This window comes from Mangrovibacterium diazotrophicum, from assembly GCF_003610535.1.
Classification (GTDB): Bacteria; Bacteroidota; Bacteroidia; order Bacteroidales; family Prolixibacteraceae; genus Mangrovibacterium; species Mangrovibacterium diazotrophicum.
The window spans coordinates 620,291-639,193 of sequence record NZ_RAPN01000001.1 but is presented as its reverse complement, the minus strand read 5'-3'; the positions used below and the strand labels follow the sequence as shown (position 1 = coordinate 639,193).

The 18,903-nt window shown below is 44.1% G+C and carries 12 protein-coding genes; all 12 read left to right on the top strand.

Going from position 1 to position 18,903, the window contains the following annotated elements; genetic code table 11:
- Positions 1 to 14 precede the first annotated feature (14 nt).
- The 12 genes from BC643_RS02770 (at position 15) to BC643_RS02715 (ending at position 18,891) form a co-directional block, all read left to right on the top strand.
- Entirely contained in the window at positions 15 to 866 is an 852-nt protein-coding gene (locus BC643_RS02770; protein ID WP_120271642.1) for an SAM-dependent methyltransferase, read from the top strand.
- Between the two features lies 1 nt (position 867).
- Positions 868 to 6,198, top strand: coding sequence for a trifunctional serine/threonine-protein kinase/ATP-binding protein/sensor histidine kinase (locus BC643_RS02765; protein ID WP_120271641.1), 5,331 nt, complete (start codon positions 868 to 870; stop codon positions 6,196 to 6,198).
- Between the two features lie 7 nt (positions 6,199 to 6,205).
- Entirely contained in the window at positions 6,206 to 9,775 is a 3,570-nt protein-coding gene (locus tag BC643_RS02760; protein ID WP_120271640.1) for an ATP-binding protein, read from the top strand.
- On the top strand, positions 9,772 to 12,666 hold the full coding sequence (locus BC643_RS02755; protein ID WP_120271639.1) for an ATP-binding protein: 2,895 nt from the start codon (positions 9,772 to 9,774) through the stop codon (positions 12,664 to 12,666). The genes BC643_RS02760 and BC643_RS02755 overlap by 4 nt, the downstream gene beginning before the upstream one ends.
- Positions 12,663 to 13,046, top strand: coding sequence for a response regulator (locus tag BC643_RS02750; protein WP_120271638.1), 384 nt, complete (start codon positions 12,663 to 12,665; stop codon positions 13,044 to 13,046). The genes BC643_RS02755 and BC643_RS02750 overlap by 4 nt, the downstream gene beginning before the upstream one ends.
- Entirely contained in the window at positions 13,043 to 14,083 is a 1,041-nt protein-coding gene (locus BC643_RS02745) for a response regulator (protein ID WP_120271637.1), read from the top strand. Before BC643_RS02750 ends, BC643_RS02745 begins: the two co-directional genes overlap by 4 nt.
- Before the next feature lie 30 nt (positions 14,084 to 14,113).
- A complete protein-coding gene (locus BC643_RS02740; protein WP_120271636.1) occupies positions 14,114 to 14,701 on the top strand; it encodes an HD domain-containing protein in 588 nt (195 codons plus the stop codon).
- Between the two features lie 24 nt (positions 14,702 to 14,725).
- On the top strand, positions 14,726 to 15,610 hold the full coding sequence (locus BC643_RS02735; RefSeq protein WP_120271635.1) for a YitT family protein: 885 nt from the start codon (positions 14,726 to 14,728) through the stop codon (positions 15,608 to 15,610).
- Between the two features lie 271 nt (positions 15,611 to 15,881).
- On the top strand, positions 15,882 to 16,355 hold the full coding sequence (locus BC643_RS02730; protein WP_120271634.1) for a YybH family protein: 474 nt from the start codon (positions 15,882 to 15,884) through the stop codon (positions 16,353 to 16,355).
- A gap of 71 nt (positions 16,356 to 16,426) precedes the next feature.
- Positions 16,427 to 16,816 (top strand): nuclear transport factor 2 family protein, encoded by a 390-nt coding sequence (locus tag BC643_RS02725; protein ID WP_120271633.1) that lies wholly within the window; start codon positions 16,427 to 16,429, stop codon positions 16,814 to 16,816.
- A 122-nt stretch (positions 16,817 to 16,938) separates the two neighbouring features.
- Positions 16,939 to 17,727: a hypothetical protein gene (locus BC643_RS02720; RefSeq protein WP_120271632.1), complete on the top strand. Its 789-nt coding sequence runs from the start codon at positions 16,939 to 16,941 to the stop codon at positions 17,725 to 17,727.
- Between the two features lie 96 nt (positions 17,728 to 17,823).
- On the top strand, positions 17,824 to 18,891 hold the full coding sequence (locus BC643_RS02715; RefSeq protein ID WP_120271631.1) for a DUF3500 domain-containing protein: 1,068 nt from the start codon (positions 17,824 to 17,826) through the stop codon (positions 18,889 to 18,891).
- Positions 18,892 to 18,903 lie beyond the last annotated feature (12 nt).

Below are 18,903 nucleotides of genomic sequence, written 5' to 3'. Positions count from 1 at the left end.
AAAAGAGCACAAAAATGGATTTTGAATACAGAAAATCAATTGTCAGTTATTACGACAACACCCGCCTGGACTACCGCATTCTTTGGTTTCGTCAAAAAACCCGATCTGTTCATTTTGGCTTTCACGATGAGCAAGCAGAGAGCCACGGTACAGCACTGACCCGTTTAAACGAGGTAATGGCACAGGCCGTTAATATTGCTGATGGCGACCGAATTTTGGATGCAGGTTGCGGTCAGGGAGCCAGCTCGATTTGGTTAGCCGAACGATTCAATGTAGAGGTGAATGGAATAACGTTGGTTCCTCACCAGGTCGAGATTGCACAAAAAGAAGCTCGAAAAAGAAAGCTTTCTTCCCGGGTTAAATTCTCAGAGCAAGACTATCACCATACCAATTTTGAAGATGAGTCTTTTTCGGTGATTTGGGCGTGCGAGAGCATGTGCCACTCGGCTAACAAAGCAGACTTTTACAAGGAAGCATTCCGGCTGCTGAAACCCGGTGGTCGCTTGATCTGCGCCGACTATTTTCGAATAGCCCGTCCACTCGAACCTGCGGGCGAAGATTTGTTGCATGCCTGGTTAAACGGATGGTCGATCAAAGATATCGATACACAAGCCGAACATCAACAGAATGTTGAAGCTTGCGGTTTTACCGGGTTTCAGATGGAGGATATTACCCGGTACACAAGGCCTTCGCTGCGACATTTGCATTCCATGGCCAGCAAGTTGTGGACCTTTGGACAATTTTTGAAAGTTGTTGGTTTACGAAATCGTGTCAACCACGGGAACCATTTCGCGTCCATCCGACAGTACGAAGCATTGGAAAAAAACCTTTGGTTCTACGGTTTATTATCCATCCAAAAATTATAATATGAGTGTGGCCGAAACACGAATTATCGATCACGATTACCGGAAACTTCGCACCTTGTTTGCCAATGATCGAAATCAGATCATTTTGGCGACCAGGGAAGCTGACGGTGTGCAAGTTGTTTTGAAACAGTCGCAACTGCTTGATGGAAATATTCTGTTAGCGTCGAAATTGGCTCACGAGTACGAAATCCTTCGTCGTCTGGATCATCCTGCCGTTCCCAAAGTACACGAACTGTTGACAAGCGGAAACACGGTGACCCTCGTTCAGGAATACGTCGATGGCATTGATTTGCGCAAACGGGTTTTTGAGCGCAGAATGTCTATTGCGGAAGTTTTGGATATTGGAATTCAATTGGCCGAGGTGCTGCTTTACCTGCATCAAAATCAAGTCATCCACAAGGATATCAATCCAAGCAATGTGATGCTGGACAATTCCGGTCAGTTGAAACTGCTGGATTTTGGGATTTCCTCGAATCTGCAGTCTGAGACCAATGATTTGCTGAGCCTGGAGCAAATTGAGGGAACATTGGCTTATATTGCTCCCGAACAAACCGGCCGGACTTCATTTGCCATCACACAGAGTTGCGATTTTTATTCCTGTGGTATTTTATTGTACGAATTGCTTACCGGCAAACCTCCTTTCGATTCAATTGATCCCCTGGAGGTCATTCATTTTCATTTGTCTCGCAATCCACTTCCCATCAGTTCAGTTGTGCCGAATTTGCCAACCGGCTTGGAGCAGGTTATTTTCAAATTGCTCGATAAAAATCCGGATGAACGTTACCACAACGCAGCCTCGCTGAAAGCTGATTTGCAAACGATAAAAAAGCATTACCTAAATGGAAAACCTTTAGTTGAATTTACAGCGGGACAAAACGATTTTGTCGATCAGTATAAGCCCAGTCAGAAACTTTACGGGCGCGAGGTTGAATTGGCTGAGCTGGTGGAGTATTACGAAAGTTTAAATGAGCTGAAATCGATTTTAGTGCTGGTTGGCGGCTACTCCGGTGTGGGGAAATCGGCTTTGATTCGTCATATAAAATTTCCGATTATTCAGCGTCAGGGGACATTTGTCAGTGGTAAGTTTGATCAGTTCAAAAAAGACATTCCCTATTTTGCCTTTATTGAGGCGATCCGCGACTTTATTCGGAATCTGTTGTCGGAGCCGGAGAGTAAAATTGAATTTTGGAAAGAACGAATTAGCCAGGTTCTGGGTGAAAATGCGGCATTGATAACCGAAGTTGTTCCACTGCTTTCAAAAATTATTGACTACCAACCGCCGGTCGAGAAACTTCAACCGGCCGAGCAGGAGAATCGGTTCAACATGGTTTTGCTCGACTTTATTTATGCGTTCAGTACAACGGAGCATCCGCTGGTGATATTTTTAGACGACCTCCAGTGGGCTGATTTACCTTCGCTGAACCTGATGCGGCGCATTGTGCAGAATCCCCGACAAGACCAGATTTTAATCCTCGGCGCGTACCGGGACAACGAAGTCGACAAAGGACACCCGCTGATGATTACGCTCCGGCAGATGCAGGATTCTGCTTTGCGAATAAAAAAGATCAGTTTACAGCCTCTCAAGCTGGAAACAACATGTTTGATTATAGCCGATTCGTTTGGGATGAAGAAAGATCAGGCTCTGGAGCTTGGAAACCATGTCTACCAAAAAACGAAAGGAAATCCTTTCTTTATTCACAGCTTTTTGAAAACACTCTACGATAAAAAGCTGGTTCACAGGGATGAATCGAATAATTGGGTTTGGAGTCAGAAGAAAATTGATAAGCTGGGCTACACTGAAAATGTGGTTGATTTGATGACGGAGGGTTTTTCTACTTTACCCGATGAAACACGTGAAGTGTTGAAATATGCTGCCGTTTTGGGAAGTACGTTTCCGCTTTCGGAATTAGCTCGCAGTACCGAAAAATCAATATCTCTGGTGTACGGGGTTTTAACTCCTGCAGTGAAAGAGGGATTTCTAACGACAGGCAATAAACGGTTTCGGCTAATGGCTCTCAGTGCGCGACATTACACGCCGGAATTGGAAAAGGAACTGACTAGCCAAAATCTGAGCTTTTCGTTTAGTCACGATAAAGTACAACAAGCGGCCTATAACCTGATTGCAGCTGACGAAATGGCGGGCGTTCATTTGCGGATCGGCCGTCTGCTCTTGCAAAATAAATCGGATAGCGATATTGAAGAAAACATTTTCGAGCTACTCAACCATTTTGTGATCAGCAAGCACTTGCTGGAGGATGATGAGGAGAAAAAGCGAATAACGGAGTTGTGTTTGATTGCCGGTCGAAAAGCGAAAGATTCAACGTCCTATGGTTTGGCGGTAAACTTTTTGCGGGCCGGTCGAGGTATGTTGGGGAAATATAGCTGGGCGAATGATTATGAACTGACTTTTCAACTTCTGTTTGAATTGGGAACGTGCGAATACCTGAATGAAAATCCGGATGAAGCTGAAGAACTATTTAAAGAGATTTTGGGTTATGCCCGAACGAATTTTGAAAAGCTGAATGTGTACTACATGCATTCGTCACTTTACCTGAAAATGGGAAATACGCGCGAGTCGCTACGCCTCGGGCTGGAGGCTGCCCGTTTGTACGGGATTCGTTTTCCGCAAAGCGAGCTGGGCCGACAACTGGCTGCGATGTATACACTGCTGAAGTACATTTTCCTGATTCATACGAAATACCGGGATCGCGATCAACTAGCCAAACGGCCCGAAGCGACCGATGAGGAGATGATCGCATTGAATACCTTCATGATTGACCTGTCGACCAGCGCTTACCAGGAGAACCGATACCTGATGATGTTGTCGGTTTTCAAAGTAATTACACTTTACCTGAAGTACGGATTCTCCAATGCTTGCGGCTGGGGATTCTCTGGTTTTGCAGTGGTGGTACTGGAAGGTTTGAAACTCCAGAAACTTGGCTTTTCAATTTGGGAAATTACGCAGAAACTGAACAAACGCACGAAGCATCCGGTGGTAAAGTGGCGCTTATCCTACACCATTTATTGCTTTTACGCGCATTGGCGATATCCCCGCCGAGAGATGTTGCAGCACATTCCGGAGACCCTGAAGGGCTGTGTGATGAATGGCGACAACATTTTTACAGGTTACACGGTTGCGCTTATTTTTCGTTACCGGTTTGCACTGGGAGACGAGTTGAAAACCTTGTTGGAGGAGAGCCAGGATCATTTGGGACTGATTCGGAATGAACGGGGAGGAGGAGACTTCTTCTATCCGCTTTACCAGTTGGCAAAGGCCCTGGCCGGACAAACCAAAGAAGGTACCTGGGATGATGAAAATTTCAATGGGAAGGCATTCGAACAGGGCCTGTTAGACGAGGGAAATCGCACGAAGTTGGGATTTTATCAGTCTGCAAAATGCTTTTTGCTCTTTTATCAGGGACAAAATCAGGAGGCTTTAGCCCAAAGTCGCGTCGTGCTTGAATATGCTGAAAATAATATTGGCGATATTCTTATTGCGGAGAACAGTCTTTATATCGCGCTAATTATTTCGGCCTGTTATGCTGAACTGAGTGAAAGCGACAAAAAACACTATCGGAAGGAGTTTAATTCGCATCTCAATAACTTCAAATATTGGGTGGAAGGATGCCGGGAGAATTTTATTGCGCAGCAGCAGCTCTTGCAAGCCGAATGGTATGCTTTGAAAGGTGATGTTGGTACTGCACTGAAAGAATATGAGAAGGCTGTTGCAACGGCTAAAAAGCAGAATTTGAAACATGTAGTCGCATTGACTTATGAATGTGCAGCAAATATGTGCGCGACAGCAAGTCTCGTTGGTCAACAGAAAATGTATGTGCAAAAAGCCTGGCAGGCCTACTTGGAATGGGGAGCAGCTTTGAAGTGCCGCCAGTTGGAAGAACAGTTTCCCGATTGGTTTGTGAAATCGGTAACACCGGCGTCAACTTGGGGAGCAGCAACTTCAACTTTCACCGGAGGATCGACTAAGTCGGCACTCGATTTGGCGAGTGCTATCAAAGCTTCGCAGAGCATTGCCGAGGAAGTGAAGTATGATGGCCTGTTGAAAAAGCTCATGCATATTACCATTGAAAATGCGGGTGCCGAGCGCGGTTGCCTGTTGCTGGTGAAAGACAAAAAACTCTGTGTTGAGGCGGTCGGTATCTCCGGAAATGAAGGAATAGAGATTCTACCATCGTTGCCGGTTAGTCAGCAAAATTTTGTGCCGATAGCGGTCGTGAACTATTGCTGGCGTACCGAAGAAAGCGTGGTCATTCACGATGCACAGCAGGAGGATCGTTTCAAAAATGATCCTTACATCAAACAGCAAAAATCAGCATCAATTCTGTGTTTGCCCATTACGGCACTGGGGCAGTTAAGTGGTCTGCTGTACCTCGAAAACAGTTTGCTAAAAGGCGTTTTTGATGCCAACCGGATCGAACTCCTCCAAATGCTTTCCGGGCAAATCGGCATATCGATTGAGAATGCGCGGCTTTACGGAAACCTCGAAGAGAAAGTCAGGGAGCGCACCCGCGAGATTGAAATGACCATGGCCGAGTTAAAGGCCACTCAGTCGCAATTAATTCAATCCGAGAAAATGGCATCGCTGGGTGAATTGACTGCCGGAATTGCGCACGAGATTCAAAACCCGCTGAATTTTGTAAACAACTTCTCTGAGGTTAGCAACGAGTTGATGGAGGAACTGCATGAAGAACTTGAAAAAGGCGATCTGGACGAAGTAAAAGCAATTGCGACGGATATCCGCCAAAACCTCGAAAAAATAAACCACCATGGAACCCGTGCGGCCAGTATTGTACGCGGGATGCTGGAACATTCGCGCATGGGGGATCAGAAAAAGGAACTAACTGATATGGTCGCATTGGCAGATGAATATCTGCGTTTGTCTTACCATGGTCTGCGCGCAAAAGACAAAAACTTCAATGCCGAATTTAAACTGGAAGCGGCGGACGATATTCCGAAAATTGAAGTGGTACCCCAGGATTTGGGCAGGGTGCTGCTCAATTTGATGAATAATGCCTTTTATGCCGTCGCTGAAAAAGCCCGGCAAAGCCCGGAATTCAAACCGGCGGTAACTGTCAGTTTACGGATGGCGAACCATAATCTGGAAATTGAAGTACAAGACAACGGGAACGGAATCCCGGAATCCGTCAAGACGAAGATCTTTCAACCCTTTTTCACAACCAAACCAACCGGGCAGGGAACCGGCCTTGGATTGAGTTTGAGCTACGATATTGTGAAGGCGCATGGAGGGGAACTAAAAGTTGAAACCGAAGAGGGAGTGGGGACTAAGTTTTTCGTTCAATTACCTAAAAGCTGATTTGACCATGAATCCGACAAAAGCCAAGCAACTCCAGCAAGCATTCGACGATTACATCAATTTAATCGCCTATGATTTTCCCATCGAAAGAATGAGTGATTTTGTAGTTGAGGATTTGAAGGGATTTGGATCGACCCTGGATGAAAAGTTTTTGGATATTGGACGGTTTCGACAAATGGTTATTGATCAGCGGGAACAAGGTGCCGGCATTGAAATTGAATTTCTTCGAAAACCGATCCATCGGAGAATTAGCCCCGACGAAGATGCTGCGATTTATACCGACGAATTTGAAATATCGATGAATTTGGATGGCTCGAGGCAGGTCATCCCGCTTCGGCTTACCTCGGTATTTGAGTTTGACGGGAACACCTGGAAAGTTGCACATGTTCATGGATCGAAAGCCGTTGAAACGGAAGGCGATACCTGGCACAAGGACGAGTTGAAAAAGAAAAATGAGGAATTGCAGCGGTTAGTCGATGAAAAAACGGCTGAGCTACAACGGCAAAACCGGGAACTTGAGATTGAGGCGGCGCTGGAACGGGTGCGCGCCCGAACAATGGCGATGCAAAAAAGTGAGGAATTAAGTGATGCTGCTTTTTTGATGGCCAAACAAGTACGAGACTTGGGAATTAAAGCGTGGGGGTGCGCCTTTCATATTTATGCTGACGATGAAGAGGGCGATTACGAATGGTTCAGCAACGAAAAGGGATACCTGCCTTTCTATAAAACACCCCGTGAAAGTTTTTTTAAAGAGTATTTCGATCATCGCAACAGCGGAGAAAAGTTGTATGTAAAGGAATTCAACGGAGAAGAGTGTGCTGCGCATTACGAATACCTGTTATCTCTTCCGGCGTTGGGAGATGCGTTGCGTGATTTAAAAAAGGCGGGAATTTCTCTTCCTGATTCACAAATTGACCATGTAGCTTATTTCGAGATTGGCCATCTCCTGTTTATCACTTATGAGCATGATAAAAGCGCGCACGATATTTTCATACGTTTTGCCAAGGAGTTTAAACAAACCTACACCCGATTTCTTGATCTCCAAAGGGCAGAAAAACAGGCTCGGGAAGCTCAAATCGAAGCTTCGCTGGAACGGGTGCGTGCCAAAGCAATGGCGATGCGAAACAGCGAGGATATTTCGGATGCTACCGCCATTGTTTTTAACGAACTGGGCCGGCTGGGAATCAAAATGGAGAGGTGCGGAATCGCGACTCATGTTAAAGGATCAGTTTTTGATATTTGGTCAACACCACTGTCACCCGAAAGCCAACAAGTGTTGGACGTAATAAACGGTCAACTGGATTTTTCATTTCACCCAATGATTGCGGGCTCGATGGAAAGCTGGCAACAACAACAAGCTTTCTATTCCTATGAGATGGTGGGTAACGATCAAATTCGTAGTTACTACCATCTGCTCGAACAACAATCGGAGTATCGTTTCCCTTTGGTCGAAAACTATCCTGAGCGGCAGATAATTAATACGTTCAATTTCAGCGAAGGAATGTTGTTTGCTTACACTCTAAAACCGATTTCTCAGGAGGAACTGACTATTTTTCTTCGGTTTACGAAAGTATTCTCGCTCACCTTCCGCCGGTATCAGGATTTGATAAAAGCTGAAGCACAGACCCGTGAAGCGCAGATTGAAGCGGCATTGGAAAGAGTGCGTTCACGGACAATGTCTATGCGGAAAAGTAATGAATTGCAGGAAGTGGTAACGACCGTTGCCGATCGTTTAAACGATTTAGGGATTATAGTTGATGCGGGTGGTGTGATTATTTGTACCTATTTTCCAGACTCAAAAGATGTCAGGCACTGGATAGCAGCACCTGATTTTTCCTATTCCGGAAGTTACCTACTTCCATATTTCGATCATGTTATTTTTGAGGATTCCTGGAGTTCAAAGCTTAGAGGCGACGAATTTTTTAGTAAGGCTTATTCGGTCGCTGAAAAGAACAGCTTCTTTGAATACGCTTTTGAAAATTCCGATTACCGGTATTTCCCGGAAGAATTTAAGCAATGGATGTTTGTGCAAAAACACCATACACTGAGCTTTGCATGGTCGAAGAATTCAGCCTTGCTTATTCCTTCGCATACCGGATATGTTCCCACAGATAGTGAAAAAGAAGTTTTAAAACGGTTCGCCCAGGTGTTTGAGCAGGCTTATATTCGGTTTCTCGACATCCAAAAGGCGGAGATCCAAGCGAAAGAAGCCTTGAGACAAGCATCTCTGGATCGAATACGCGGAGAAATAGCCAGTATGAGAACTTCCGAAGACCTGAACCGAATTACGCCGGTAATCTGGCGTGAGTTGAAAGCGCTGGAAGTTCCGTTTATCCGTTGTGGTGTTTTTATCATTAATGAAAATAAGCAGAAACTTGAAGTGTATTTGTCGACCCCGGAAGGCAAGGCTCTCGCTGTTTTAAACCTTGCTTTTGATGCGAACGAATTAACCCGCAATACGCTTGAACACTGGCGTGATAAACTAATCTTCCATACCCATTGGAATCGCGAGCAATTCGTCGAGTGGACCCGATCGATGATGGAGATCGGACAAATTGAAACCGCTGAAAGCTACCAGGGTGCGGCTTCGGCACCTGAATCGCTAGACCTTCATTTTGTGCCGTTCAAACAAGGAATGTTGTACGTGGGTAACAGGGAACATTTATCAATCGAAAACATTGAATTGGTGAAAACCTTGTCCGAAGCTTTCTCTATCGCCTATGCCCGTTACGAAGATTTTAAGCAGCTGGAAGAAGCCAAAAATAAAATTGAAATTACGCTGAATGAATTAAAGGCGGCACAATCGCAATTAGTTCAATCCGAAAAAATGGCTTCGTTGGGAGAGTTAACTGCCGGTATTGCTCACGAGATTCAGAATCCGCTCAACTTCGTGAATAATTTTTCAGAGGTAAGTACTGAACTACTGGAGGAGTTGCAAGAGGAAATTGAAAATGGTGAAATGGAAGAAGTGAAAGCGATTATCGAAGACGTTGTAAAGAACCTTGAAAAAATAAATCACCACGGGAAGCGAGCCGAATCGATTGTAAAGGGAATGCTACAACACAGTCGTGCCGGATCAGGAAAAAAGGAACCCACCGACATCAATAAGCTGGCGGATGAATACCTGCGGCTTTCCTATCATGGGCTGCGTGCAAAGGACAAGTCGTTCAATGCTGAATTTGAGTTGGAGGCAGATAACAGTATTCCTAACATTGAGATCGTTCCTCAGGATATCGGACGCGTGTTGTTGAACCTGATCAACAATGCTTTTTATGCAGTTGCAGAAAAATCGAAACTTCACTTCGCGGACTACCAGCCGCAAGTTATTGTTCGTACAAAACATAAGGCTGACAAGATCGAAATCAGCGTGATGGATAATGGTCCAGGTATTCCGGAAATGGTCAAAGAAAAAATCTTTCACCCCTTCTTCACTACCAAGCCAACTGGGCAGGGAACCGGGCTTGGGTTGAGTCTAAGCTACGATATTGTAAAGGCACATGGCGGAGAGATAGAAGTCGAGTCAGTTGAGAGTGTCGGAACAACATTCAGAATAACCCTCAATACACCCGTTGCATGAGAGTAATTATAGCAATAAAAATGTTGTTTTCGATTGTGTTGATCGTATGTCTCAGTAACGCGGAACTGCTGGCTCAAGTGGCTGTGTTGACGCATTCCTACACGTTCGACGATGGTTCGGCGAACGATCAGGTAGGTAATGCCGACGGACAAATGCACGGCGGTAAAATTGAAAACGGGAAATACATCACCAGTGCGAATGGCCAGTATATTGAGCTTCCTGCTCAGTTAATCAAATTAAATACGTATTCATCACTGTCATTCGAGGCCTATATCGTTGCGGGAAAGGACAATAACATCAGCACGATGTTATCCTTTTTTGGTCGCTCGGATGGCCAACGGATAGCAAATTATTTTTTTCAATCGGTAAAAAGTCGGGGTTTTACACGGTCGGTTATTGCCTGTAAAAACTATTCGAACCCCTGGATGACTTCCACGTCAGTCAGATGCAATGCCTTGGATGACGGACAACCTCATCATGTTGTAACGACATTTGACGATCAGGTATTGAAACTTTATGTTGATGGGCTTTTAGTTGGCTCACAGTCAAACGAGCCATTTCCCGTCAACATTCTGTCAAATTTGGGAGAACAGGTCGCTTACTTGTGCAAAAGTGGTTATGACAGTAATCCAACCTGGCTTGGATCAATCGATGCCTTCAATATTTATGAAGGGATTTTGGATGCAGAGACCATCGAAAAATCGGCACAAGATTATCTCCCTGAGCGTGTTTATGCTGTTCGAAGTCAGTTGACAGACCTGATCCCGGCAGAAGGGATGATTTCGAATAACAGGCTTGATACTTTGAAATATGGAATTAGTTTGAGTGACAATTGGAGCTATCACGCAGGAGATGATTTGGCATGGGCGGCAAAAACCTTTGATGACGGTTCATGGCCTCTGGTGAGAAGTTTTTTTTACGCAGATAGTTTACAAGGAACACCATGGAAGGGAATTGGATGGTTTCGCCGGGAAATTAAGATCGATTCAACCTTGTATAGCAAAAGGGTGGGGTTTAGTTTGCGACAGACAGCCGCTTCGGAAATTTATCTGAATGGTAAACTGATTAAAAGCTATGGACAAATCGGTAATGATTCAATAAATGAAATGCTGTATAATCCCAATTTCGAACCCTTTTTTGGTGTTCTGGACACCTGCGCCACTCAAGTGATTGCTATTCGCTATTCCAATCAAAATGCCTTGAAGCATTTTAGAAGGTATGGCAATCCCGCAAAAAATATCGGCTTCAATTTTGCCATTGGCGGCGAAGAAAAACTTCGCGAATCAACGCGCGCTGACTTCATGGATAGTGCTGTTTTATTGACTTCGTTTCCGGTTTTCTTTCTGGCGTTCACCATTCTGAACCTCATGATGTTTTTCTTTTATTTTAAGGGAAAGGAAAACTTTTTCATCGCCTTGTACACCGGTTCGGCCACCATCATATTCGGGATAATAGCATATGCTTTTTTTACTCGTCAGATTTCGGAAATAACATACATCATGCAGCTCCTTATTGTTATGCTGGTTCCGCTACTCATGGCGAGTTATGTATTTTTCCTTTACACGGTTTTTTACAAAAAAATGCCCCGGCAGTTTTGGCCGATTGTCTTTTCAGGAACAATTATTTCAATCGTTAGTATTACACCACTAAGAGCGAAGTTTGATTTTACTTATCTGTTGGTACCGTTTATTTTGCTTCTACTGGTAGAAGGATTTAGGGTGGTCATTAAGTCGATTGTTCAGAAAAAACGCAACGCAATAGTCATTGGAACCGGTGTCTCAATTTTCTCTATATCGCTGCTATTGTTCGTAGCCGACGCTATTTTTTCTAATTCAATTTCAAAGTTTTTTGGAAACAGCGTGATTTTTTCCGGTGTCTTGAGTTTACCGCTTACCATGCTTATTTACCTCGCGCGCGAACGGGCCAGGACAAGGATTGATCTGGAAAACCGGATTATGGAAGTTGAACAGCTATCGGAGAAAGCCCTTGAACAGGAAAAACGGACAACCGAATTAAAGGTTGAAAATGCCCGAAAAGAAGTAGAACTTCAGAAAGCAGCCGAGTTGAAAACAGCCTACCTCGACTTGGAACGGGCGCACGAAAATCTTAAAGCCACTCAAAAGCAGCTGGTGCAGGCCGAAAAAATGGCTTCGCTGGGTGAGCTTACAGCCGGCATCGCGCATGAAATTCAGAATCCGCTCAACTTTGTCAATAACTTCTCGGAAGTGAACGGTGAACTGATTACCGAACTGGAAGAGGAAGTCGAAAAAGGAAACCTAGAAGAAATAAGTTCCATTATACAGGATCTGAAAGATAACGAGCTAAAAATCAATCATCACGGTAAGCGGGCTGAAGCGATTGTGAAGGGAATGCTCTTGCACAGTCGCAGCAGCAGTGGTCAAAAAGAACCAAGCGACATTAACAAACTGGCCGACGAGTACCTGCGTCTTTCCTATCACGGCTTGCGTGCCAAGGATAAATCGTTCAACGCCGATTATAAGTTAGAGGCTGATGAAAACCTTCCATTGGTGAATGTCGTTCCGCAGGATATTGGCCGGGTGTTGCTGAACCTCATCAACAATGCTTTTTACGCCGTGTCCGAAAAACGGAAAAATCACCCATACGATTACCAGCCCCGGGTGGTGGTCTCGACTGCTTTGCGTGGCGATAGGGTTGAAATCGGGGTCTCAGATAATGGTAGCGGTATTCCGAAGGACGTGCTCGATAAAATATATCAGCCGTTTTTCACCACGAAACCGGCAGGGCAGGGAACAGGCCTGGGCTTAAGTATGAGCTACGACATTATCACCAAGGGACATCGGGGCAGCTTAACAGTTGACTCGAAAGAAGGAATCGGAACAGAGTTTAAAATATTAATACCCATAGCATGATGACAAAGATACTGGTAGTTGACGATGAATTGGACGTTCAACCTTTGTTTCAACAACGGTTCAGACGGGAAATCAAAAGCGGGGAGATTGAGTTTGTGTTTGCCTATTCGGGCGAGGAAGCGTTAAAGTGTATGGAGTTGTACCAACATGAAGCCATTTTAATCCTTTCTGACATCAATATGCCCGGCATGAGCGGACTGCAATTGTTGGAACGTATAAAAAAACATCACCATACACCGCCACCTGTTGTCATGATGATTACTGCCTACGGAGATTCAGATAATTACAACAAAGCGATGCAGCTTGGTGCAGATGATTTTCTGACCAAACCGGTGGATTTTAATGAATTGAAGAACAAAATAAAAAGTTTGGAGACATGACAAAAATATTGGTAGTTGACGACGAAGCGGATCTGGAAGCTTTGGTAAAGCAAAAGTTCCGGAAGAAAATAAGGGAGCAGGAGTATGAGTTTATATTCGCCAATAATGGGGTGCATGCGCTCGAACAGCTACAGAAACATTCGGACGTGGATATTGTGCTAAGCGATATTAACATGCCCGAGATGGATGGACTGACGCTGTTGACAAAAATCAGTGAGCAGCATTCAATATTGAAGTCAGTCATTATTTCGGCATACGGAGACATGGAAAATATCCGAACGGCGATGAATCGCGGCGCATTTGACTTTATTACCAAACCGGTTGATTTTAACGACCTCGAACTGACTCTGGAGAAGACCATTTTGTTTGTTAAGCAAATGCGCGAAACGCTACGGGCCATCAAGGAAAACAATATTCTGAAGATGTATGTGGACGAGACAGTTCTCAATTTTATGGGATCCCGCGAGTTTGAATCGACCTTAATGGCAAACGAAACGGTTGAGGCTGCGGTGGCTTTCATTGATATTTGTTCGTTTACTGCAGTCAGCGAAACCGAAGCGCCCGACACGGTTGTGGAGCTGCTGAATAAATTTTTCGATTTGATGGTCAAAGAGATAATCGCACATGGGGGCTTTGTCGATAAGTTTATTGGCGATGCGGTTATGGCGGTTTTTAGGGGAGAATATCAACTTGATCGTGCCATTGACGCCTGTTTGGCTGTCCGTAACAAAATAGCGGCTTTGCCGGCTCTGAACGGGCAAATGAACTTCAAACCAAACGTGTCGATCGGAATTAATTTCGGGGAAATGGTGTCGGGAAATATTGGTTCATCCAGCTTACGGCGTCTCGACTATACCGTGATTGGCGATGCGGTGAATATCGCACAGCGCCTGCAAGCACTGGCCGGACCGGGGCAAATACTCATCACAGAACAGTCGTGGGAAAAGGTAAAGGAATTCTTTAAATGCACCGAGGTGGGTGAAATGAATTTGAAAAACAAGCTGGCGCCGGTAAATATTTATGAAGTTATAGAATGAGGTTGACTGTTTCAGCCTGAATATTGAGATATGGATATCAATCAATTGAAGAACTATATTCTGGAGAATTTCCAGCAATGTATTCCGGAGAATTTAAGCTATCATGGCATGCACCATACCCTGAACGTTTTGGAAGTTTGCGGGCAGTACATTGATCGAATGGGTGTCGGAGAGCCCGATGCTAATTTGCTGCGGACAGCTGCACTTTTTCACGATTTAGGGTTTACTCGTAGCTACAACAATCACGAGGAACACAGTGTGGATATTGCTCAGGAAACGTTGCCCGGTTTGGGTTATTCAGATGACGAGATCGCTGTGATTGCCGGAATAATCCGAGCGACGAAGATTCCCCAGCAGCCGACTACCGTTTTGGAAAAGATCATCGGTGACTCTGATTTGGATTACCTGGGAACAACCGCGTTTTATGAAACCGGAGAAACACTTTTTCATGAACTTGTGGCCAATGGCAAACTGTCGGATCGGGAAGAGTGGGACCGTCTTCAGGTGCAATTTCTGAAATCCCATCGGTACCACACAGCATTTGCACGGGAACACAGGGAGCCCGTTAAACAGTTGCACTTGCAGCAAATATTGGATAAATGGTCGTGGAACGACTAATTGTGAAACGAAAAGAAATTAGATATGCCAAAATCAAAAGGAATAGACTGGAGTTCCATTTTCTCACTTCCATCAATCGTTTTTACTTTGCTTGGCGACTTGATAGCCGTGATTGCGTTGAAGGGTTTTATGATTCCGAACAACTTTCTGGACGGCGGTGTTACAGCTGTGTCCATCCTTTTTAACAAGGTTTTTGAAATTCATATTTCAATCTTGCTCATCACCATTAACATTCCGTTTCTGATTATTGGCTACAAGAAAATTGGTAAAACTTTTGCCATGCAGTCGCTATTAGCCATTTTGGTAATGGCTCTTTTATTGCTGGTCATTAATATCCCCGCATTCACGAAAGACAAAGTGTTGATCGCTGTATTCGGTGGTTTCCTCATGGGGCTCGGTATTGGCTTGGTGATTCGTGGCGGTGGCGTAGTCGATGGCCTGGAAATCATCGCCCATTACACAACCCGGAAAGTTGGTTTCACGACAAGCGAAATCATCATGTTGTTCAACTCGCTGGTCATCCTGGGATTGGCTATAAAATTCGGCATCGAGCCAGCCATGTATTCAATCCTCGTTTATTACACGGCCATGAAAACATCGGATTACGTGGTCGATGGTTTTGAAGGATTTACAGCCATGAGTATCATTTCGAAGGAAGATCAGGCGATTAAATCACTCATTGTTAATGATTTTGGTAAGCCAATTTCGGTGTACAAGGGAGAACGAGGCTACCTGCCCGGTTCGTTTGATATTCATTATGATTGCGATATTGTGGTCACCGTTATTACCCGGCTCGAGATTCATCGGATTAAACAAGCCGTTACTAAAATCGATCCCAATGCCTTCTTTTTCATTCAAAACATCACCGAGGTAAAAGGGAGCTACGTTGAGAAGCTAAAAGGGAAGTAATGTGCGTTTTGTAGCCAATGCAAATTACTTCAAATTCAATTTTCGTTATCCGGCTCAGAGCAATTAGCCTTCCTTGAAATTTATTTTGAATAAATCTAAATAAGATGTAACTAATTCGATTGCTTTGTTCGTAGTAGCGAGTAATCACTCTTTCCCTGAAAAATTCCAGAAATCAAGCTGATACAGTTGAAATTAGTGTGGCTTTTAACTTCTTTATAATTGGGAATTTAATTGGCCATTCGGTTTATATATTCATTTAAAACCAAGAACTATGAAAAGAATCTATCGTTCAATTTCGATTGTCGTATTTATCGTGCTAATGGCAACTGTAACCAGCTTCGCGCAGCAATGGACTGCCGAGCAACAAGATGTTTGGGCTGGCGTGGAAAAATACTGGAAAGCATCGTCAAGCGGAGATGCACAGGCCTTTTTGGCTTATTTCGACGAAAGTTACATGGGCTGGGAATATCAGTCGAAAGTTCCTCAAAATAAAGCGAGCACCGGTAAGTGGATTGAATATGGTATGCAACGCGGTAAAGTTGTTTTTTACACGCTCTCACCCGTGGCGATCTGGGTGAAAGGTGACTTTGCTTTTGTTGACTATTTCTATGAGCAAGTGGTAACAGACAACGAAACAGGTAAGAACAAAGCACGCTCCGGCAAGTGGACCGATATTCTGATGAAGAAAGACGGCAAGTGGGTTTTGATTGGTGACCATGGCGGACAAACTTCTAAAAGTGAATAGATGCAGGTGTTGAAAGGCCTGCTGAAACTGTATCAAAGCACCCCGAAAAATTCAATTAAAAGAATGAAGCGATGAAAAATTTAGAAATTCTGAAGAAAGGATATCAAAACTTTGCAGAGGGGAATATTGAGGCCGTGTTGTCGACTTGGGCTGAAGATATTGTCTGGGAAGAATGCCCCGGAATGCCAATGGTTGAAGGTGATGGAAAAATTGTTGGCCGAAATGCAGTTCTTGAAAAGATACTCGCCAAAATTCCCGAATACATTGATGGTTTCAATTTAGAGATTCGAGAGTTCGTTGATGGCGGTGACAAAATTGTCATGGTTGGTTACTATAACGGAACCTACAAAGCCACCGGCAAGAAATTTCACGCGCAGGCCACCCATACCTGGACGATGAAGGACGGCAAATCTGTTCATTTCTATCAGGCTGTGGACACCGCAACAATTATAAATCCGTAGTACAGCCGGATCTTCTCTCTATTTCCACCCCAAACTTAAGTATGTGGTTAGCCTTTCGGCTAATGATTTAGGCTTCGATTTTGTATCGAGGCGGTTAATTGATCAATCCTAAAATTAGAATTATGAAGAAAATCTTGACCTTCGCACTTTTGGTATTGTGGGCATTTAGTGCAAGTGCTCAACAAAATGATGCCAAGGAGTATTTGTTATTTGAATTTATGAAAGTTCAGCCTGGACAATGGGGAGATTATTATGCCGTTGAGGATTTCTGGTCCGGCATTCACCAGCAACGTGTGGCTGATCAGTCGATTGTGGGCTGGGACATGTGGGCTTTGCTACCCTCAGGAACCAAACAGGGGCCCAACTATCTGACCGTAACCATCTTTAAAAGCCTCAAGGACATGCTCAATGCCGTTAATTCGTGGGATGTGATGGCTTACGCCAAGAAAGCCTATCCGGACAAAACCGACGAAGAACTGGCTGAAATGATGGATAAAACGGTTCAATCCCGGGAGCTGGTGTACCAGAATCTGCTCGTTGGTGTTGACCAGACAGATGATGATTTCAAAATGAAGGTTGGCATGGTTGTTACCCTGGATCTGATGAAGCAGACCAAGGATAACTATGAAAAAGCCGAGTCCGAAATCTTTAAACCGTGGCACCAACAGATTGTAAACGATGGTGGGAAAGGGCACTGGGGATTGATTAGAGAAATTCTTCCGGTTGGCAATGAAGCCTATTTCACTCATATTGCTTACAGCTTTTACACTGATATGAATCAGTTGGCAGATTTCATGAACGGTTCGGGAGGTGAGATGGATATGATGACGCAAATAGCTGTACATGAAGGATTGAAAACAAGAGAATGGAAAGAGTTGAAAATTGGACGGCTTGAAATGATGGTGCGGTAAATAGCAGCTGTGCTGCAAAAAAAAAACGATGGGGAGTGATAAATACAGCATTCATACATTCCCTATCGTTTTTCTTTTCATCTTAAAACAAATCCCATGAAAAAAGTGGTCATTGGACTATTAGCTATTTTATCTGTTACCGTTGGATCAAACGGACAATCCGTTAAGGATATTGGAGATCGGTTGACTACATTTCTGAATACCCTGAGCAACGAACAACGTCAGGAGATTAGTTATAGTTTCATCGATACCAGTCGAACTAAATGGACGAACCTTCCGGTTGGTATTGCTTCACGCCCTGGAATCCGGTATGGAGAATTGTCCGAGGTAAGCAAGCTGCAATTTCATCGCATCCTGACCACTTTACTAAGTTCCCAAGGGTATTTAAAGATCACGGGTATTATGCAGTTGGATGATATTTTGAATGTAATTTATGAATCAGCTTACCGAAACAAAGAAATTGATGAGGATGTAATCAACGAGATCAGAGACCTGAAGTGGGACTATACCAATTATTATGTGTCGGTTTGGGGGAAACCGGAGCATTCGGAGCCATGGGGATTTAAACTGGAGGGACATCATATTTCACTGAATTGTTCGGCCATTGACGGGCATTTCTCAGTCACGCCTTTCTTCCTTGGAACTGATCCTTCTGAAGTTCACACAACGAAATACGCTGGAATTAGGGTGTTAAGTAAAGAGGAAGATTATGGTTTTCGATTGATTAATTCGCTTTCAGAGCAGCAACAAGCTATTGCAACGTTAAGCAAAGATGTTCCCGGCGATATCATTACTAATCCGAAGAGTGAGCAAAGGATAACAACTTACGAGGGGATTAAAGCGAGTGATTTGAATCCGAGGCAGCAGGAGTTTCTGAAATACATCATTGAGGAATATATCGATAACCTGGAGCACGAGAAAGCTCACGAATATCTGGATAAGTTTTATGCTACAAGTTTGGATAGCGTCTATTTCGCGTGGATTGGCAGTTACGTGTCCCGGAAACCACATTACTATGTCATCAATACGCCCGATTTTCTAATTGAATACGACAACATGGGGTTTCAGAGAAATGGGAATCATATTCATTCCATATGGCGGGAGAAAGGAAACGACTTTGGGGAAGACATCCTGAAAGAGCATTATTTAGAGCATAAACACTAAAAATATCAGGCA